Origin of the sequence: Stenotrophomonas sp. pho (assembly GCF_006228405.1) — a bacterium.
GTDB classification, from domain to species: Bacteria; Pseudomonadota; Gammaproteobacteria; order Xanthomonadales; family Xanthomonadaceae; genus Stenotrophomonas; species Stenotrophomonas sepilia.
The window spans coordinates 393,384-413,144 of sequence record NZ_CP029759.1; the positions used below are offsets into that span (position 1 = coordinate 393,384).

The 19,761-nt window shown below is 66.8% G+C and carries 12 protein-coding genes and 4 pseudogenes; 9 read left to right on the top strand and 7 right to left on the bottom strand.

What is annotated here, in order from left to right:
• Positions 1 to 56: 56 nt before the first annotated feature.
• The 3 genes and pseudogenes from DL544_RS01810 to DL544_RS01820 all read left to right on the top strand — a co-directional run bounded on the left by DL544_RS01810 (position 57) and on the right by DL544_RS01820 (position 4,313).
• Entirely contained in the window at positions 57 to 1,328 is a 1,272-nt protein-coding gene (locus DL544_RS01810) for a mechanosensitive ion channel family protein (RefSeq protein ID WP_053498700.1), read from the top strand.
• Positions 1,329 to 1,456: 128 nt separating this feature from the next.
• Positions 1,457 to 3,630: pseudogene (locus DL544_RS01815) on the top strand (glycoside hydrolase family 3 N-terminal domain-containing protein).
• 128 nt (positions 3,631 to 3,758) lie between these two features.
• Positions 3,759 to 4,313 (top strand): hypothetical protein, encoded by a 555-nt coding sequence (locus DL544_RS01820; protein WP_065197312.1) that lies wholly within the window; start codon positions 3,759 to 3,761, stop codon positions 4,311 to 4,313.
• A gap of 115 nt (positions 4,314 to 4,428) precedes the next feature.
• On the opposite strand, the pseudogene DL544_RS01825 reads toward DL544_RS01820, so the two are convergent.
• Positions 4,429 to 5,593, bottom strand: a pseudogene (locus tag DL544_RS01825) (PQQ-dependent sugar dehydrogenase).
• 168 nt (positions 5,594 to 5,761) lie between these two features.
• On the opposite strand from DL544_RS01825, the gene yiaA reads away from it, so the two are divergent.
• Positions 5,762 to 6,214, top strand: coding sequence for an inner membrane protein YiaA (yiaA, locus tag DL544_RS01830; protein ID WP_014645710.1), 453 nt, complete (start codon positions 5,762 to 5,764; stop codon positions 6,212 to 6,214).
• A 100-nt stretch (positions 6,215 to 6,314) separates the two neighbouring features.
• Here yiaA and DL544_RS01835 read toward each other — a convergent pair whose 3' ends face one another.
• The 6 genes and pseudogenes from DL544_RS01835 to DL544_RS01860 form a co-directional block, all read right to left on the bottom strand.
• Positions 6,315 to 6,638, bottom strand: a complete 324-nt coding sequence (locus tag DL544_RS01835) for a hypothetical protein (RefSeq protein ID WP_005415023.1) — start codon at positions 6,636 to 6,638, stop codon at positions 6,315 to 6,317.
• A 110-nt stretch (positions 6,639 to 6,748) separates the two neighbouring features.
• Entirely contained in the window at positions 6,749 to 8,050 is a 1,302-nt protein-coding gene (locus DL544_RS01840) for an APC family permease (protein WP_065179423.1), read from the bottom strand.
• Positions 8,047 to 8,808, bottom strand: coding sequence for a L,D-transpeptidase family protein (locus tag DL544_RS01845; protein ID WP_139726645.1), 762 nt, complete (start codon positions 8,806 to 8,808; stop codon positions 8,047 to 8,049). Before DL544_RS01845 ends, DL544_RS01840 begins: the two co-directional genes overlap by 4 nt.
• Before the next feature lie 15 nt (positions 8,809 to 8,823).
• The gene (locus DL544_RS01850; protein ID WP_053498690.1) at positions 8,824 to 9,672 is read right to left on the bottom strand and encodes a MurR/RpiR family transcriptional regulator; all 849 of its coding nucleotides are present in this window, start codon (positions 9,670 to 9,672) and stop codon (positions 8,824 to 8,826) included.
• 598 nt (positions 9,673 to 10,270) lie between these two features.
• The gene (locus DL544_RS01855; protein ID WP_012478950.1) at positions 10,271 to 11,365 is read right to left on the bottom strand and encodes a dipeptide epimerase; all 1,095 of its coding nucleotides are present in this window, start codon (positions 11,363 to 11,365) and stop codon (positions 10,271 to 10,273) included.
• Positions 11,362 to 12,800, bottom strand: a pseudogene (locus DL544_RS01860) (SH3 domain-containing protein). The gene DL544_RS01855 and the pseudogene DL544_RS01860 overlap by 4 nt, the downstream one beginning before the upstream one ends.
• 132 nt (positions 12,801 to 12,932) lie before the next feature.
• Here DL544_RS01860 and DL544_RS01865 point away from each other — a divergent pair.
• From DL544_RS01865 to DL544_RS01880, 5 genes and pseudogenes are all read left to right on the top strand, one after another.
• Positions 12,933 to 14,405 (top strand): transglutaminase-like domain-containing protein, encoded by a 1,473-nt coding sequence (locus DL544_RS01865; protein ID WP_139726646.1) that lies wholly within the window; start codon positions 12,933 to 12,935, stop codon positions 14,403 to 14,405.
• A pseudogene (locus tag DL544_RS01870) lies at positions 14,357 to 16,096 on the top strand (TonB-dependent receptor); the annotation flags it as partial. The gene DL544_RS01865 and the pseudogene DL544_RS01870, both read left to right, overlap by 49 nt.
• 137 nt (positions 16,097 to 16,233) lie before the next feature.
• Complete coding sequence (locus tag DL544_RS22295) at positions 16,234 to 17,454, top strand: hypothetical protein (RefSeq protein ID WP_479692429.1); 1,221 nt, start codon at positions 16,234 to 16,236, stop codon at positions 17,452 to 17,454.
• A complete protein-coding gene (locus tag DL544_RS01875) occupies positions 17,442 to 19,028 on the top strand; it encodes a serine hydrolase domain-containing protein (RefSeq protein ID WP_231112041.1) in 1,587 nt (528 codons plus the stop codon). Before DL544_RS22295 ends, DL544_RS01875 begins: the two co-directional genes overlap by 13 nt.
• Positions 18,961 to 19,674 (top strand): M15 family metallopeptidase, encoded by a 714-nt coding sequence (locus DL544_RS01880; RefSeq protein WP_194442227.1) that lies wholly within the window; start codon positions 18,961 to 18,963, stop codon positions 19,672 to 19,674. The genes DL544_RS01875 and DL544_RS01880 overlap by 68 nt, the downstream gene beginning before the upstream one ends.
• Positions 19,675 to 19,761: the final 87 nt, after the last annotated feature.

Consider the following 19,761-nt stretch of genomic DNA (forward strand, 5'->3'; position numbering starts at 1 on the left):
AAATCCGGCCGCCGGCCGGCAACCCCAACAACAACGACAAAGCAAGGAGACAACGGATGGTGGATGCGGTGGTGGCGGTACAGTGGCTGGAACGGCTGCAGAACACACTGGAACCCTATCCCGGCGCCTACCTGGCGTTGATGATCTCGGCGCTGCTGATCGCCGCCGGCCTGGCCAATTGGGTGACCAAGCGCATCCTGCTGCGTGGCCTGCGGCGCCTGTTGCAGCGCCTGCCAGGTGCCGAGTCCGGCCGCGGCAGCCACTTGATGCGGGTGATTTCGCGCCTGTCCAACGTGGTGCCCAGCCAGGTGATCGCCTCGGGCATCACCCTCATCCCCGACCTGCCGCCCAGCCTGGTCAACGTCATCATCAAGCTGTGCATCGTGTGGGCCGTACTGACGGTGTCGATGGCGTTCTCGCATGCGCTGGACGCGGCCAACAGCCTGTACGAGCGCAAGCCCGATGCGCGCAACAAGCCGATCAAGGGCTACCTGCAGGTGGTCAAGATCGTGGTGTTCGTGGCCGCCGGCCTGTCCATCGTCGCCACCCTGCTTGGGGTGAAGCTGGGCCCGCTGGTGACCGGCCTTGGCGCCGCCACCGCGGTGCTGATGCTGATCTTCCAGGACACCATCCTGTCGCTGGTGGCCAGCGTGCAGATCAGTGGCGATGGCCGCGTGCGCATCGGCGACTGGATCGAGATGCCCAGCCAGAACGCCGACGGTGACGTCATCGACATCGCCCTGCACACCATCACCGTGCAGAACTTCGACAAGACCATCACCACCATCCCGACCAAGAAGCTGGTGACCGAGTCGTTCAAGAACTGGCGCGGCATGCAGGAGGCCGGTGGCCGCCGGATCAAGCGCGCGCTGTACCTGGACCAGCACAGCGTCGGCTTCCTCGACGAGGGCGACCTGGCCTTCCTCGGCGAATTCGCGCTGCTGCGCGACTACCTGCGTGAGAAGGAACAGGAGCTGGGGCAGTGGAACGGGCGCCTGCGCGAGCAGGGCGTGGCTGAGGTCAACAGCCGCCGCGTGACCAACCTGGGCACCTTCCGCGCCTACGTGGAGCGCTACCTGCGCAGCCACCCGGGCATCCATACCGACATGACCCTGCTGGTGCGGCAGCTGCAGCCCACCACCGAAGGCCTGCCGCTGGAGCTGTACTGCTTCACCCGCAGCACCGCCTGGAGCGAGTACGAGGCCGTGCAGTCGGACATCTTCGACCACCTGCTGGCGATTCTGCCGGCGTTCGGCTTGCGGGTGTTCCAGGCCTCCAGCGATGCCATGTTGATGGCCGGGCAGCGCCAGATGGCCGGCTCGGAGTAAGCTGCGGTGCTCCCGGTGGGACCATACGGGCCCCGCTGTTGGCTGAAACTGAACGAAGAAACCTCTCGCCAAATGGCTCGGGATCGCTAGAATGCCGGGCTTGTAAACGTTTTCATCAAGGACTGCCGGTGGCCTCCGATCGCATCGAATCCCTCATTGCCCAGATGACCGTCGAGGAAAAGGTCGGCCAGCTGGGTGTCTTCGCGGACATGGTCCGCCCGTTCGCCCCGGACGTGAACCCGGAAGCCAACGTGCGCAATGCCGACCAGGTGCTGCAGCAGGTACGCGAGGGCAAGGTCGGCTCGCTGTTCAATGGCGTGGGCGCCGAGCTGGGCCGCCGCATCCAGCAGGTCGCCACCGAGGAGAGCCGCCTGGGCATCCCGGTGATCCTGGCCGCCGACGTCATCCACGGCATGCGTACCGTGTTCCCGATTCCGTTGGGCGAGGCCGCCAGCTTCGAGCCGGACCTGGCCGAGCGCACCGCGCGCGCCACCGCCATCGAAGCCACCGCTGCCGGCCTGCACTGGACCTATGCCCCGGCCGTGGACATCGCCCGCGACCAGCGCTGGGGCCGGGGTGCCGAAGGTGCCGGTGAGGACGTGGTGCTGGGTTGTGCGTTCGCCGCCGCCCGCGTGCGTGGCTTCCAGGGCAGCGACCTGCGCGCCGCCGATTCGCTGCTGGCCACGCCGAAGCACTTCGCCGCCTACGGCGCGGTGATGGCCGGCATGGAATACAACATGGTGGACATCTCGCCGCAGACCCTGCGCGATGTGCACCTGCCGCCGTTCAAGGCCGCCTTCGATGCCGGCGCGATCACCGTGATGTCCTCGTTCAATGACATCAACGGCGTGCCGGCCAGTGCCAACGCTGAACTGCTGACCGACATCCTGCGCGGCGAATGGAAGTTCCCGGGCGTGGTGATCTCCGACTACACCGCCGACATGGAGCTGGTCGCCCACGGCTATGCCGCCGACGACCGCGATGCCACCGCCAAGGCGTTCACCGCCGGCCTGGACCTGAGCATGCAGAGCGGCTTCTACGCCGAGCACCTGCCGGGCCTGGTCGAGAGCGGCGAAGTGCCGATGGCGGTGCTGGATGAAGGCGTGCGCCGCATCCTGTGGCTGAAGGAAACCATCGGCCTGTTCGACGACCCGTACCGTTCGCTGGACCCGGCGCGCGAAGCGGATACCTCGCATATCGCTGCGCATGATGAACTGTCGCGCGATGCCGCGCGCCGTTCGATCGTGCTGCTGAACAACCGCGACAACGTGCTGCCGCTGCAGAAGACCGGGCAGAAGATCGCGCTGATCGGCCCGTTCGTGCAGGACCGCGAAAACATCGAAGGCTGCTGGACGCTGTTCGGCGACAAGCAGCGTTACGTCGACCTGGAAACCGGCGTGCGTGCCGCCATCGGCGACGAAGCGCTGCTGGAAATCGTGCCGGGCTGCGAACTGGAAGCGGCCATTCCGGGCGGTACCGAAGCGGCGGTGGCTGCCGCGCTGCGCGCCGATGTGGTGGTGCTGGCGCTGGGCGAACCGCAGCGTTACAGCGGTGAAGCACAGTCGCGCGTGGAGATCACCCTGCCGCCGGCACAGCAGGCACTGGCCGAGGCCGTGGCGATGACCGGCAAGCCGCTGGTGGTGCTGCTGCGCAATGGCCGCGCGCTGGCGCTGCAGGGCGCGGTGCGCAATGCGCAGGCCGTGGCGGTGACCTGGTACCTGGGTACGCAGACCGGCCATGCCGTGGCCGATGTGCTGTTCGGTGACTACAGCCCGTCCGGCCGCCTGCCGGTCAGCTTCCCGCAGGTGTCCGGCCAGCAGCCGTACTTCTACAACCACCCGCGCACCGGCCGTCCGGAGCTGCCGACCATGTCGGAGTTCAAGGCCCGCTGGCGCGAGATTCCGAACGAGCCGCTGTACCCGTTCGGCCACGGCATCGGCTACACCACCTTCGCCTACGGCGTGCCGCAGCTGAGTGCTGTGCAGCTTGGCTGGGACGACACCCTGACCATCACCACCACGCTGACCAACAGCGGTGATGTGGCCGGGGAGGAAGTGGTGCAGTTGTACATCCACGACCGCGTGGCCAGCCGCGTACGTCCGGTGCGTGAGCTGAAGGACTTCCGCAAGGTGGCGCTGCAGCCGGGGAGTCCGCCGACGTGGTGTTCACCCTGACCCGCGAGCAGTTGGCGTTCACCGGCCGCGATGGCGTGCTGCGTGCCGAGCCGGGCCAGTTCGACCTGTGGGTCTGCGCCTCGTCGGCCGCCGGCGAAGCCGTGCAGTTCGAACTGCTGAAGGCCTGATCAGAAAAAGGGGACGGAGGGGATTAAGTCGTTTGTGCCACTAACGACTTAATCCCCTCCGTCCCCTTTTTGTTGCCGTCACTGTGGCGGCGCTACCATCGGGCTTCCTGTTTCGATGGAGTGCGCGTATGCGCCGGATGGCCTACCTGATTCCCGCTCTGCTGCTGGCGGCCTGTTCGCAGCCTGAGCCGCCGGCGCAGCCTGCGGCGGATGCGCCGCCGCCGATGGAAGCGAACGCGGCAGCGACGCCTGCCGCTGAACCGGCGGCGCCGGCTGCCGAACCTGCCGCCGCCGCACCGGCCGCACCGGCCGCGGAGGCGCCCGCCGAGGACGCGCGTGCGCGCATCGAATCGCTGCTCGGCGATGCGGCGCAGTTCGAGAAGGTCTTCAACGCGTTCAAGACCGCCGTGGTCGGCGGTGATCGTGCTGCGGTGGTCGAGCAAGTGCGCTTCCCGTTGAACATCAGCGACGGAAAGAAGATCACTGGCCCCGGTGAGTTCCAGCGGAACTACGAGAAGATCATTACCCCGGCGGTGGTCAAGGCAGTGTCCGGGCAGGACTTCGGCAAGGTCTTCGTCAACCAGCAGGGCGTGATGATTGGCGATGGACAGGTGTGGTTGAACGGAACGTGCCTGGACAAGGCCTGCACGCAGACCGAGGTGAAGGTCATCACCATCCAGTGAACGCAGACGGCCCCGCACGCGGGGCCGTTTGGCAGGGTAGTGCCGGCCGCTGGCCGGCAACCGCCGGATGCCGGAAGGATCCAGGTGCCGGCCAGCGGCCGGCACTACCGGGGCATCAGGTCTTCGGGGTGAGCTTCAGCAGGCGCGCCTTGCTGCCGTCTTCCAGCAGCCACAGGGCGCCATCCGGGCCCTGTTCCACTTCGCGGATGCGCTCGCCCATGTTGAAGCGTTCGGCTTCGCGCGCGCTGTCGCCATCAAAGGCCACGCGCACCAGCGAGGTGGACGACAGGCCGCCGATGAAGCCGCTGCCCTTCCACTGCGGGAACAGGCTGCCGCTGTAGATCACGAAGCCGGCCGGCGAGATCACCGGCGTCCAGGTCACCTTCGGCGCGGCGAATTCCGGGCGGGTGTCGTGGTCGGGAATCGGGCGGCCGTCGTAATGGTCACCGTTGGAAACGATCGGGTAGCCGTAGTTGGCGCCACGCACGATCAGGTTCAACTCGTCGCCACCGGCGGGTCCCATCTCATGCGCCCACAGCTTGCCGTTGGCGTCGAAGGCCATGCCCAGGATGTTGCGATGGCCCAGCGACCACACCTGTGCGGCAACCCCGCCCTGTGAGGCGAACGGGTTGTCGGCGGGCAGGCTGCCATCGTCGTTGAGGCGGATGATCTTGCCGAGGTTGCCGCCCATGTCCTGGGCCGGATCGAACTTCTGCCGTTCGCTGGAACTGATCCACAGCTTGCCGTCCGGGCCGAAGGCGAGGCGATGCCCGTAGTGGCCCTCGCCGCTGACCTTGGGGCTCTGCCGCCAGATCACTTTCAGGTTCTTCAGCTGGCCACCCCGTCGGCATCCAGTGCCAGCGTGGCCCGGGCCACCGCGGCACCGCGGGTGTCGAGCGTGCCTTCCTCGGCATAGCTGACGTAAACAACATGATCCGGGCGAAGTCCGGGTGCAGGATGATGTCGCCGAAGCCACCCTGGCCACCATAGGCGACCTTGGGAACGCCGGTGATTTCGTGCTTCTGCCCGTTGGCCGGGTCCAGGTGCTGCAGCGTGCCGCGCTTTTCGGTGACCAGCAGGCTGCCGTCGGGCAGGAAGGTCATCGCCCAGGGCTGGTCGAAGCGGCTGACTTCGGTGGCGGTGAACGGCCGCTGGTCGGTGGCGGTGGCTGCAGGCGCTGTGGCCTGGGCGGTACCCGAAGCCGGATCGGCGGCGTTGCAGGCGGAGGTGGCGAGGATCGGCACGAGGCCGAGGGCGAGCAGCAGGGGCGTACGGGTCATGGGTATCTCCAGGGCGGGGATGCGGATGGCCGGGCTGCCCCTTGTATACCACCGCAGCCGTTACCGTCGTGGCCCGAAGGTCCTGCGCCCCCTGTGCGGCAGCGGCGGGATCGTCTAGGGTGGGCACGCCCGGGCAAAGCATGCCCGTCTGCCTGCCAAGGACCTGCAATGAATACTGCCATGCCTCACAAGCCCTCCACCGCCTTCATCGCCGCCTCGTGGGTGGCCCTGCTGCTGGGTGCGGCGGCGTACCTGATCGGCCTGTTCAATGCCACGATGGCGCTCAACGAGAAGGGCTACTACCTGACCCTGCTGCTGTTCGGCCTGTTCGCGGCGGTGTCGCTGCAGAAGAGCGTGCGCGACCGCGTCGAAGGCATTCCGGTCAGCGGCCTGTATTACGCGCTGTGCTGGTTCGCGTTGTTGTCGGCGCTGATGCTGCTGCTGGTCGGCCTGTGGAACGCCACGCTGGCACCCAGCGAGAAGGGCTTCTACGGCATGGCGTATGCGTTGTCGTTGTTCGGTGCGGTGGCTGTGCAGAAGAACACCCGCGACCTGATCGCCGCCGGTGGTGGCGAGAGCAAGCGCAGCGCGATCGTGCCGCCGCTGCCTGAACAGGAATGATTCGGTAGCGCCGAACCCATGCTCGGCTCAGCCGAGCATGGCTCGACCCTAAACGTGGGGCGAGAGCCGAGCGTAGGCTCGGCTCTACAGCAGCCTGGCGCTATCGCTTCAAGCGCGGATCCGCCAGCTGCGCTTCGTCCCAGCCACGGCGCACGGCGTTGCGTGCCTGCGCCCAGTCCAGGCGACTGCGGCCACGTTCGCTGGCCCAGCGCGATTCCAGTTCGCGCTCCACTTCCTCGTAGGCGCGGATCATGTCCTGCGCGCGCGCGGCATGGCCGATCCGGTAGGCCGGCTCGTAGTCCTCGAAGAACAGTTGGTCGTCGTAGTACGGCTCGGCGGTGTAGCGCTCGCGCCAATAGTCGCTGACCGCGTCGCGCGGCGTGCTGTCGTCCGGTACGCGGCCGGGAATCTGGTACTCGGTCATGAAAAGGCTCCGTTGTGGACGAAGCCTGATCGTGCCTGCGTGGCGGTTAACGGTCCGGTCCGACAGCGTGATCGCCAGATCAATCCGCCAGGCATGGCCCGGCGCTCCGTTCACCCGGCGTCCGCATCCTTGCGCGGCAGCGTGTAGATCACCGCGCCAATGACGAACGCGACCAGTGCAGCGGCGATGTTCTGCCAGCTGGCACTGGCGAACAGGGCCAGGCACAGCAGCAGCGCCAGCACCGGAATCAGCGGGCCACCGGGCAGCTTCAACGCGCCTGGGCGATCCGCGTAGCGCTTGGCCAGCACCAGGACGGCGGCAGCGGTGCCGATGTAGGCGAACAGGCGCGTGGTCATCGACAGCAGGGCGAGCTGCACGAACGAACCGGACAGCGCCAGTCCGAGCGCGATCAGGCCCTGGCACAGGATCGATGCGGCCGGCGTATGAAAGCGCGGATGCACCTGCGCCAGGATCTTCGGCCCGTAGCCATCGCGGGCCAGTGCGAACAGGAATCGCGGGCCCATCATCATCGTGTTGCTGTTGGTACCCAGGATGGAGATGGTCGCGCCGATGGTGAGGATCAGTGCCAGGGCCTCGCCGCCGAAACCGGCTGCGGCGTCGGCCAGCGGCGTGGCCGAGCTGGCCAGGCCGGCCAGCGTACCCTGCGCCACCACCTGCACCGCGCCATAGATGACGGTGACAGTGATGATCATGGTGATCAGCGCGAACGGAATATCGCGGCGTGGATTGCGGTACTCGCCGGCCGCGGCCGGGATGTTCTCGAAGCCGGCGTAGGCGTACAGCAGCAGCAGGGCGGCCTCGCCCATCCGTTGCAGGTCATGCGGGTCCGGGCGCTGGCCGGAGAAGGCCAGCTGTGGATCGATATAGAACGCGCCGATGGCCACGAACAGCAGCAGCGGCAGCATCTTGCCGATCACCAGCACCACGCCGGTGCGCGCGGCCGAGCGCACGCCGATGATGTTGACGCCGGTCAGGAAGCCCAGCGACACCACGATCACCGCGATGCGACCCATGCCGGCGCCGGCCCACGGCCAGAAGCGCGCGACCGCATCGGCCAGCGCGTTGCTCAATGCGGCCGCCGAGCTGATGCGGGTCAGCCAGATCATCCAGCCGATCTCGAACCCTGCGAAGCGGCCGAAGGCCTCGCGTGCGTAGAGGTAGCTGCCCCCGGGTTCATCGAAGTAGCTGGCGGCCTGCGCGTAGCACAGCACCAGCAGCGCGACGACGATGCCAGCGGCGACCACGCCCCACAGGCTGAAGGGGCCGAGCAGGGCAACGGTGGCGGCCGGCAGCAGGTAGATACCGCTACCGATCACATCGTTGATCGACAGGCCGACGATCTGCCAGCGGCTGACCGCGCGCTGCAGCTGTGGTTCGTCCTGCGCGCTCAACGGGCGTCTCCGCTCAGCGCGGGCAGCTGCCACTGCACCTGCAGTCGCTGGTACTCGGTGCGCGGCAGCAGCACGAAGCGCGGCGTATCCTGCGGCCGCAGCCAGTCCAGCAGCGCCTGCATGCGCGCTTGTGGCATGGCGGTACAGCCGGCGGTGGCCTCCCCGGGCGTGCGCCACAGATGGGCGAAGATGCAGCTGCCCTTGCCGGGCTGGTTGTCCGGGTTGTGGGCGATGACGAAGCCCTCCCGGTAGCGCACGTCGCCCTTGTTGTGCAGATCCAGCCGCATCGGCTCGGTGGAGCCCTTGATCGCTGCACTGCCGACTTTCTTCTCATCGACGATGCGGTTGTAGAACGGCGAACCGGGCACGTCCATGCAGTAGCTGCTGTCCAGCATCGGCTGATAAGGCATTGCGGTGCCGGGGCGTGTGACGGCATAGCCGAACGCACTGCCGAGCGCGAATATGCCGGCCGGGCTGCGACCGTCTCCTTCATGCTTCTGCGGGCCATCGGCCTGTGCCGGATGCAGGCCCAGTCCCCAGGCGCTGCCGGTACGGCCGAGCGCCACCGGGAACGCCTGTCCGTGCGTGTGCCAGCCCTTGCCATCGCGCACATAGGCCTGCAGCTGCCCTTGGGTACTGTCCCAGCCATCGCTGGTGACCACGATCAGCTGGCGCGCGCCATCCAGCGGCGCCGCGTGAACGGACACCGTCGCAGCAAGCAGCAGCGCAGCGGTAGCGAGGCGAACCAGCGATTTCATCAACAGGTGCTCCGGTCAGGAATCCAGCAGGTGGTCGATCCGCTCCAGGTTCACCGCCAGCTGCTGCTGGCGGTCCGGATTGGTGTGGCAGAGCAGCACGAACAGGAAATCGAGCAGGGCGTGCATGGCGCTACGGTACAGCAGCTGCGCGACCTGCGGCGTGCGGTCGTGCGCGCAGACCGCCAGTGCCGCATCAGCATGCGCGCGCAGCGGGTTGGCAGTGTGGCGGGTAATGGAAATCACCTTGCCACCCATGTCCTGGAACTGCCGCGACAGCTGCGAAAGCTGCGGCAGGTTGCCGAATTCGGAGAACACCAGCAGCACATCGCCGGGGCGTGCGGCCGACAGGTTGGCCAGCATCAGGATCGGGTCGGTGTGCGGCACGACCAGCAGGCCGAGCAGCGACAGTCGCATGGCGAACTCGCGGGCGAACAGGCCGTCGTCACCCAGGCCATGGACGAACAGCTTGGGTGCGCCGTCGAGCAGCTGCACGATGCGCTCGATCTCCTCGCGTGGATTGGCCTGGCGTGTTTCCTCCTCGGCCTGCGCCTTGCTGCGGCGCAGGGCCTCGCCCAGGCGCAGGTAGTCATCGCCGCTGTCGGGTTCGCTGGGCACCTGTTGTGGATCGGCACCGGCGCGGGCCACGTCCTGGCCGATCGAGTACTTCAGGTCCGGGTAGCCCTTGAAGCCGAGCTTCTGGCTGAACTTCACCACGCTGGACTGGCTGATGCCCAGCGCACTGGCCAGCTGCTGCGATGAGTAGTCGCGCAGCAGGTGGGCGTTGTCGAGGATGAAGTCGGCGATGCGGCGCTCGATGGCAGACATCTGCCCGCGCTCGGTGCGGATCTTCAGCAGGGGCGGCATGCGGGGCGTCCGGGCATGTGTAGGCGCGTTGCGGTTGGCAGCGTAGAGCAGATTATGTGGTGGGTCGGGTGGGTGGGGTTCGCGGGGGACGCCGTGAATTCGTCCATGGGGGCCTGGCCGCGCTTGCTCGTTTGCGCTGTCCTGCGCAAACGGCAAGACCGGGGTTGGGCGTCCTGCCCAACCCGCCCGAGGCATGCCTCGGGCCCATGGCGCGGACACCCCCGCAAGCCCCACCCGCCCGACCCCGGACAGATCGCGCGCGTGCCAGCCGCGAGGGGGATACGGGGTAGAGCAAAAGCAAGAGCAAAAGCATCCACGCATGGCGTGGATCCACGGGATGCAGTTGTTGCCTTTGACGTTGAGTCCGCCTTCAAGCGAGCCGAGCACCGCAGGTCCGGCGAGGGCGAAGAGGCGCGGGTGTCCGAGCGCAGCGAGTTCCCGCGCCGTCCCTCGACGGGCCGAGGAGCGCAGGGAACCGGTGCGTAGCACCGGCTCGCGGTCGGCGGAGCGTTTCTTTTGGTTACTTTTCTTTTCGCGAAAAGAAAAGTAACGCCCGACCCAACGTCAGTGGCACGCCAGGCCAACCGCAAGGCAGAAATCACCCCAGCATCTCCAGCCCACGCACTTCGGTGATACCCAGCCCCGGCACGTCGCTGATGCTGATCTCCGATTCGTTGAAATGCACGCCGCCGCTGACCGGATCGAACTGGCCCAGCGAGGGACCGTCGAGGTCGACCTTGGTGATCACATCGCTCTTGGCCACGGCCAGGTGCACGGCCGCGGCCACGCTGATGCTCGATTCGATCATGCAGCCGATCATGCACGGCACGCCGTAGATGCCGGCGATGTCGGCGATGCGGATCGCGTTGGAAAGGCCGCCGGTCTTCATCAGCTTGATGTTGATGATGTCGGCCGCGCGCTGCTGGATCAGGTCCATCACCTGGCTCGGGCTGAACACGCTCTCGTCGGCCATGACCGGCGTGTTGACGCGGTCGGTGACGTACTTCAGGCCGCTGATGTCGGCGGCCTTCACCGGCTGCTCCAGCAGCTCCAGTACCACGCCGGCTTCCTCCAGCGTGCGCATCGCATGCACCGCCTGCTTGGCGGTCCAGCCCTGGTTGGCGTCCAGGCGCAGCAGGGCGCGGCCCTCCACGGCGGCGTGGATCGCCTTGACACGTTCGATGTCCAGTCCGATGTCCTTGCCGACCTTGATCTTCAACGACTCGAAGCCGCGTTCGATCGCCGACAACGAATCGGCCACCATCTTGTCGATGTAGTCCACGCTGATGGTGATGTCAGTGGTGATCACCGGGTCGCCGCCACCGAGCATCTGGTACAGCGGGGCACCGTGCAGCTGCGCCCACAGGTCGTACAGCGCGATCTCCACCGCGGCCTTGGCGCTGGTGTTGCGCTCCATCGCGGTCTGCACCAGCGTGCACAGGTGGTTGAGGTTGACCACGTCCTGGCCGATCAGGCGCGGGGCGATGAAGTGGCGGATCGCTTCGATGATCGAGCCGTGGGTATCACCGGTGATCACCGCTGTAGCCGGTGCCTCGCCGTAACCGGTGTGACCGGTGTCGGTGCGGATCAGCACCACCACGTCTTCCACGGTCTCCACCGTGCGCAGCGCGGTCTTGAACGGTGTCTTCAACGGCACGCGCAGCATGCCCAGTTCGATGGCGGTGATCTTCATTCAGGAGTCTTGGCCCGCAGGCGCTGGATGTTGGTGATGCGGTCGATGTAGCGGACGGTGTCGCTGGCCATCATCGGCTCCAGCGGCGTGACCGAAACACCATTGAGATGGGCCTGCACGCGTTTGCCGTCGGTACCGAACCAGCTGCCGCCCGCCGTATCGTGGATGACCCAGGTGCGGCCGTCGACGTGGCCGATGGCCATCATCACATGACCGGGAATGTAGACCAGGTCGCCCACCTGCAGGCTGGCGACGGCACGGTCGCGCACCGCCTTGCCGTCCTTGCCGGTGAACGGCAGGCGGTCCAGCGCCGGACTGACCGCCTGCGCGCTGGTATTGCGCGGCAGCAGCACGCCGAAGCTGCGGTAGATCTCGGAGACGAAACCGCTGCAGTCGCGGGTGTCGTAGTCGTGGCCCCAGCCGTAGCGTTCGCCGAGGAACTTGAAGCCCTGCTGCAGCAACAGGCGCGGGTCAGCGGCAGGTAATCGGCGGCGGTGTCCTGCGAGCGCGGCAGCAGCGCCGGCACCAGCTTCAATCGGCCATCGGCCTCGCGTACCGGCAACTGCACCACCCACGAGGCGTGGGCCTGCTGGCCGTTCACCGGCTCTGACGCGGGCCAGTCGGCCAGCACCGGCAGGCGCACGCCCATGTCCAGCTGCAGGCGCGAGACGCGCGGCTCCTCCGGGGTATGGGCGGTCTGCGCGGTGGCGCCGGTGACGATCCGGTACGGTCCCTTCGCGCCGTAGCCGAGCACCGTGGCCTTGTCGCCGCTGGCGATGGCGTCGGCTTCGATCCACGCGCTGTAGCGCTCGCTGTGCACGAACAGCCAACGGCCATCGGTACTGCGATGGACCACGGCCACCTTGTCGCCGGGGAACAGTGCCGATTCCTGGAAGCGGTCGATGTCGGTGTCACCGACGGTGCTGAAGACGCGCTCGCGGGTGGGGAAGGTGCGCAGCGCGGCACGCTTCACCACCAGCCCATACTGCGGTGCCACCTGTGTGGGAATCGCATCGAGGCCGAGGTTGGCTTCGATAGTGCTGCGCAGCGCGGGTGCGATCGCCTGGCCCTTGTCGTTGTAGAGGGCGCGGGTGGGCCAGCTCGACAGCGCGGTGATGCTGGCGCGAACCGTCGCCGCATCAAGCTGGGCGGGCAGTGTGGCGATGTCCTGGATGTGGCTGTCCTGCGCCCGCATCCGCGCGTTCTGTGCTTCGATCTGCGCGCGATCCAGAATCGGCGCGTCGGCGTTGTCCAAGCGCGCGGCCCAGTACTGCGGGGTCAGATAGGCCTCGTGCAGGCCGATCACATAGGGCAGCGGCGCACCCGGGTCGGGCGGTGGGGCCGCCTGTGCAAAGGCCGGGGCGGCCAGCAGGCACAGGGCCAGGGCCAAGCGGCGCGGCCAATGCCGGTGCCGTTCGCGGAAAGCCAGGCTCATGCGGTGCACACCCTCCTCGAATGCCTGTTGGAATATTTATTCCTTTTGGCCCCGAAAGCAAGAATAAATTATTGACCAACATCCCGGCCCGTGTTACACAGCCGTTACCACCCGCGCTGGGGAAGTGTCGCTGTGGATCCTGCCGTTCGCAAACCGCGTCTGACTGCCGCCGCCGGCCTGGGTGCCGTGCTGCTGCTGTGGGTGTCGGCCACGCACGCAGCAGGCGAGCGCAGCAGCCAGCAGCAGGCGCGTCAGGCGCAGGTGATCGACCTGATCGACAGCGGCCGTTTCCGCGACGCCGACGCGCTGCTGGCCACTACACCCGCCGCCACTGACGAAGCGTTCCAGCGCGAGCGCATGCGCCGCATCCGCCTGGATTTCGCCCTCGACGAAAACGCCGCCAAGGACGCCGTACGGCGCGGCATTCCCGATCTGACCGACGAGGAATTTGCGCGCTGGGACCAACTCGGCCTGATCGAGCATTTCGATATCGATGGCGAGCGTTGGTACTTCAAGCGCGCACCCTCCAACCTGTTCCTGCTCAGCGACGAAGCACGCGCGCGCCGCCGCACGGATGCACCGGTGCCGCCTCCGGGCCCCAACGAAGTGCTCAACGCCCACCATGCAGGCGTGGTTGCCGTGGCCGAACAGAGTGGCCAGGCGTCGGTATTGCCGCAGCGCTATGAATTCACCCAGTCGCTTACGGTGAAAGCCGATGTGGTGCCCGCCGGTAAAACGATCCGCGCGTGGATTCCGTACCCCCGCGAGATCCCCGGCCAGCAGGAGCAGGTGCAGTGGCTGGGCAGCACCCCGGGCAAGGCGCGCGTGGCTCCGGCACATACCCAGCAGCGCACCGCCTACCTCGAAGCCAAAGCGGTTGCCGGGCGGCCAACCCGCTTCGAGATCCGCTACGCGGTCACGATCTTCGCCCGGCATACCGCGATCAACCCGGCCGTAGTGCAACCGACCCCGGCCGACCCGGCCCTGAAGCCCTACCTGGCCGAGCAGCTGCCGCATGTGCGCTTCACCCCGGCGCTGAAGCTGTTCTCCGACCAGGTGCTGCAGGGTGAAGCGCGCCCGTATGAAGTGGTGCGCAGGCTGTTTGCTGCGGTCGACCGCATTCCCTGGGCCGGTGCGCGCGAGTACTCCACGATCAGCAACATCAGCGATTACGCGCTGCGGGCCGGCCATGCCGACTGCGGGCAGCAGACCCTGCTGCTGATCGCGCTGCTGCGCCTGAACGGTATTCCTGCACGCTGGCAGTCGGGCATGGTGTTCTCCGGCGACGGCAGCGGCTACAACAACCTGCATGATTGGGGGCAGGTCTACCTGGCGCCGTATGGCTGGCTGCCGATGGACGTGACCACCGGCGCACTGGCCAGTGATGTGCCGGCCCTCCGTGACTTCTATCTGGGTGGCCTCGATGGCTACCGCATCGCCTTCAACGACGATTTCGGCCAGCCCTTCGTGCCGGCCAAGCAGCACTTCCGCTCGGAAACGGTCGACTCGCAGCGCGGCGAGGCCGAGTGGGCAGGCGGCAACCTGTACTTCGACCAATGGAGCTACGACTTCCAGTGGCGGGTACTGCCAGCCAGGCAACGCTAGCGCGACACATCACATTCCACACCATTCAATTCTTGCAGGAGAGAGCAGGGGATGAAGGCTTACAGCATCAAGCGGGCGGCGTTGTGCGTCGCCCTTGGGCGTGTCTGGGCGTGATCGCGCCCAGCGCATTCGCACAGGATGGTTCGGTGGTCGGCCGGCTGGTCAGCGATGCTGGCCAGGTACCGGCCGGTGCCACGGTGACCGTACGCAATCCGGCAACGGGCTTCGTGCGCTCCGTGCAGGCCGAAGCCAACGGCAGCTACCGCATTCCGTTGCTGCCGGTCGGCACCTATGAGATGGAGGTGAGCCTGCCCGGCGGAGGGGCCAGCCGCGTCGGCCAGGTGACGGTCAGTCTGGGCAGCGCGACCACGGTGAACGTGCCGCTCGGCGCGGTCAGCACGCTGGGCACGGTTGAAGTACGGGCACCGCAGGTAGTGTCGATGGTGGATGTGAAGTCCACCGAGTCGGCCACCAACATCACCCGCGAGGAACTCTCGCGGCTGCCGGTGGACCGTGACATCACCGCGGTGGCGCTGCTGGCGCCGGGTGCGGTGAAGGGCAAGGGCTCGCTGGGTGGCCAGGGCATTTCCTTCGGGGGTTCGTCGGTGGCTGAGAACACCGTCTACATCAATGGCCTGAACGTCACCGACTTCTACAATCGGGTCGGCTTCTCGTCGGTACCGTTCTCGTTCTATCAGGAATTCCAGGTCAAGACCGGCGGCTACTCGGTGGAGTTCGGGCGCAGCACCGGCGGTGTCATCAACGCGGTGACCCGCTCGGGCAGCAATGATTTCAAGGCCGGTGCCGAGCTGGTGTTTGAGCCGCGCGCGTGGCAGTCGCAGGCCCGCGACCGCTACGACGGCAACGGCAGCCGCTACATCACCGCCAGCCGCGACGACTACAGCCGCAGCGCGCTGAATGTGTTCGCTTCCGGTGCGCTGGTGCAGGATCGACTGTTCTTCTTCGGAATGTACGAGGCGCGCGACTACCGCCCGACCTCGACCAACGACGCCGGTACGCGCCTGAGCCAGGGCAAGGCTGATGATCCGTTCTGGGGCGGCAAGATCGACTGGCAGATCACCGACAACCAGATGCTGTCGCTGTTCGGTTTCTCGGACAAGAGCAAGACGCTCACCGATGTCTACGCCTACGACTACGCCACTGGGCAGACCGTGGGCGAGCGCAGCAACCAGATCTACAACACGGTGGGCGGCAAGAACTGGTCCGGCACCTACAGCTGGCAGGTGAACAACGACCTGACCATGAAACTGATGTATGGCGAGAACAAGCGCAACCGTGTGCAGAGCTCGTTGATGGACCAGAACTGCAACCGCGTGTTCGACAACCGAACCGCCAGCCAGGGCGTGCCGCCCTCGCTGCAGGGTGACCGCAGCTGCACCAGCAGTTCGCAGCTCGAATCCGCATTGGACACCCGCAAGGCCGCGCGCGCCGATTTCGAATGGACGCTGGGCAACCACCTGCTTCGCTTCGGCCTGGATCGGGAGGAGAACACGTCCGACTACAGTCGCGCCTATCCCGGGCCGGGCGGCCTACGCTACGACGTCTACGCCCGCACGCCCGGCAGCTCGCTCAACGGCGGTGTCGTGCCGGCCAGCGGCCTGGTGGCGCGCACCCGTCGCTATGAAGTGGAGGGTGCATTCGAGACGATCAACTCGGCCTACTACCTGGAAGACAACTGGCAAGTGACGCCGAACCTCCTGCTGAACATGGGTCTGCGCCTGGAAGCCTTTGACAACAAGGGTGGCGATGGCAGCAGCTACATCAAGATCGACGACATGCTGGCCCGCGCCTGGGCTTCTCCTGGGACGTGCGCGGCGATGGCACGACCAAGGTCTTCGGCAACCTGGGCCGCTACTTCCTGCCGGTGGCCAACGTCATCAACATCAAGCAGGCCGGTGGCTTCCTCGACGAGCGGACCTGGTATGAGTTCCTCGGCTACAGCGGCGCAGCCAACAACATCCCGAACCTGGGCGCGCAGATCGGCCCGGTGGACAACTCGCAGGGCGACGGCAGCGTGCCGGACCTGCGTGCAGAAGTGAACCGGGACATGGACCCGGTGTACCAGGACGAGGCGATCCTCGGCTTCCAGCAGATGATCAACGAAGCCTGGTCGGTCGGTGCCAGCGTGACCTATCGCCGGCTGCACAACGCCATCGATGACATGAACATCACCGCGACCGGGCAATGTGGTGCCATCGACGGGGTGTGGATCATGGGCAATCCGGGCCGCACCAACACCGTATGGGGTGATACCAACTGTGACGGCAGCAACGATGGCTGGATCAGCATCGATACGTCGAAGGAAGGCTGGGCGCTGTACGACGACAATGGCAACTACGTCGGCCAGCGCGGCTGGGTGAAGCCCAAGCGTGACTACAAGGCACTGGAGCTGCAAGTCGACCGGGCCTGGGACGGCAAGTGGGGCTTCAACGCGTCCTACACCCTCGCATACGGCCGCGGCAATGCAGAAGGCCCGGTCAACTCCGATACCGACTTCGCCGATGCCGGGCGTACCGAGAACTTCGACAATCCGTGGGTGAACTACCGCGGCTACGGCTATCTGGCCAACGACCGCCGACACCAGTTCAAGTTCCGTGGCAGCTATGCATTGACCGAGAACCTGAGCGTAGCCGCTACGCTGGGCGTGCAGTCGGGCAGCCCGATCACGCGCTTCGGCGCCGGTAATCCATTCGACGCCACCGATTTCCACAGCTACTACGTGTGCGTGTCCAACTGCCAGGCCACGGTGCCCTCCGAACGCGTGTTCGTGCATTCCCCGCGCGGTGGCGATGGCCGCACGCCGTGGACCTACGACCTGGACGTGAGCGTGTCGTACAAGGTGCCGATCCCCACCGACCTGCGTCTCAAGCTGGCGGTGTACAACGTGCTCAACCAGCAGCGCGTGGTGACCGTGGATCAGGACTACGAACCGCAGGACAGCATCGGTACGCCGAATCCGCTGTACCGCTACGGTACCGGGTTCCAGTCGCCGCGTTATGCGCAGCTGACCGTCACATGGGCCTACTGAGACCCGCCCAGCACGCTCGACGCTGCATCTGCGTGGCCGTGTTGGCGGTGTTTCCGGTTGCGGCGGCGCAGACCAGCGCGACCGCCTCGATCGATGCCGACGTCGCCGCCGTGGTCCAGCACGAGCACCTGCCCGGGCTGGCCATGGCGGTGGTCGAGCAGGGGCGTGTGGTGTACCAGCATGCCGAGGGCGCGCGCGGCGACGGCGGCCGCATCGACCAGGACACGCTGTTCAAGATCGCCTCCAACAGCAAGGCGATGACCGCCGCGCTGCTGGCGCGGCTGGTGCAGCAGGGCAAGCTGCGCTGGGAGGATCCGGTGCGGCGGCATCTACCGGGCTTCCGCATGCACGATGCGTGGGTGGGCGAGCAGATGCAGGTGCGCGACCTGCTGATCCACAACAGCGGTCTCGGCCTGGGCGCCGGTGACCTGATGCTGTGGCCGGAGCCGAACGCGTTCACCCGTGCCGACATCATCGCGGGGCTGGCGCACCTGAAGCCGGTCAGCAGTTTCCGCAGCCGCTACGCCTACGACAACCTGATGTACGTGGTGGCCGGCGAACTGGCCGCTGCGACGGGTGGCAAACCGTATGACCAGTTGATGCGCGAGCAGGTGTTCGAGCCGCTGGGCATGACCCGCTGCCAAGTGGGGACGTGGTCGGTGAAGCGGGTCGGCAACGTGGCGCAGCCACATGCCTGGCGTGGCGACCACAATACGGTGGTGAACGCCGATGGTGCGATCAGCCCGGACCTGCCGTCGATGGCCGCCGGCGGCATCCGTTGTTCGCTGCGGGACATGACGCGCTGGATGCAGGTGCTGCTCGATCCCGGCCTGGCACCTGGCTGGTTGGATGCTGAGCAGCGCCGTACGCTGTGGACCCTGCACATGCCGATGCCGCTGGGTGAACGCCAGCGGCGTTGGGACAACGCGCATTTCTACGGCTACGGCTATGGCTGGCGCGTGTCGGACATGGATGGGCAGTGGAAGGTGGCGCACACCGGCACATTGTCGGGCATGTACTCGTCGCTGGCGCTGCTGCCTGAGCGCAAGGTGGGTGTGGTAATGCTGATCAACGGTGAAGGCGAGGATGCGCGCATCGCATTGATGCAGACCGCACTGAAGCGCTTCACCGCCCCCGATGAGGCGCGTCCGGCGCTGGCGTACCTGGCCGAACTGAAGGCTGACCAGGCCATGCGAGCGGCAGGCGGCCATCAGCGGCCGGCGACGTCACAGGCACGGCCGACATCGGACGCCGATCTGCCGCGTTGGCAGGGCCGCTACACCGATCCGTGGCTGGGGCCGGCCTCGCTGTGCCCGGGCAAGGACGGCCTGCGCTTCAGCGTGGACAAGTCGCCCCGGCTGGAAGCGGCTGTGCTGCAGCTGCAGGGGCGCTGGCTGCTGCGCTGGGATACGCTGGGCGAAGACGCGCAGGCGTGGCTGCAGCCGGGTGAAGGCCTGGCACCGACACTGGACCTGCGCGCCATCGATCCGGACATCGACTTCAGCTATGACTTCCAGGACCTGCATTTCACTCGTACTGGCGATTGCCCTGGCAGCGACCACCAGCGCCGCTGAGCCACCGCGCGTTTCACCGGCCACCGACGCGGCCAGCGCCGGGCTGGTGGAGATCCGTACGTTGTCGCCGCGCATCGACCTGGACATCCGCTATGCGGGCGCCAACAACTTCACCGGCGCGCGCGTGCCCGGCTACGAGGCGCCTTCGTGCTACCTGCTGGCGCCGGTGGCGAAGGCGCTGGCCGAGGTGGAACAGGACCTGCGCGCCGATGGCTTCGGCCTGCGCCTCTACGACTGCTACCGGCCGGTGCGTTCGGTGCAGGCCTTCATGGCCTGGGTGAACGATCCGCGCGAGCTCTCGCGCAAGGCACAGCAGTATCCGGACCTGGACAAGCCGCGCCTGCTGGCCGATGGCTACATCGCCGAACGCTCCGGCCACAGCCGCGGTGCCACGGTGGATCTGGGCCTGCTGGATTGCCGAAGCGGTGCATGTGCGCCGTCGGACATGGGCACTGACTTCGACTTCTTCGGGCCACGTGCGCATACACAGACGAGCGGGCTGAGTGAGACGCAGGAGGCGAACCGGCGGCAACTGGTGCAGGCAATGGCACGGCGTGGTTTCGTGAACTATCCGCAGGAGTGGTGGCACTACACGTTCCAGCCGGAACCGGATCCCGGCTCCGCGTACGACGTCCCGGTACGGTAGGGGTATCGGCAGGGCTGCGCCCTGCACCCGCGGTAGTGCCGGCCGCTGGCCGGCAACATCAGACGCAACAGCAACAGCGTGCGTTCC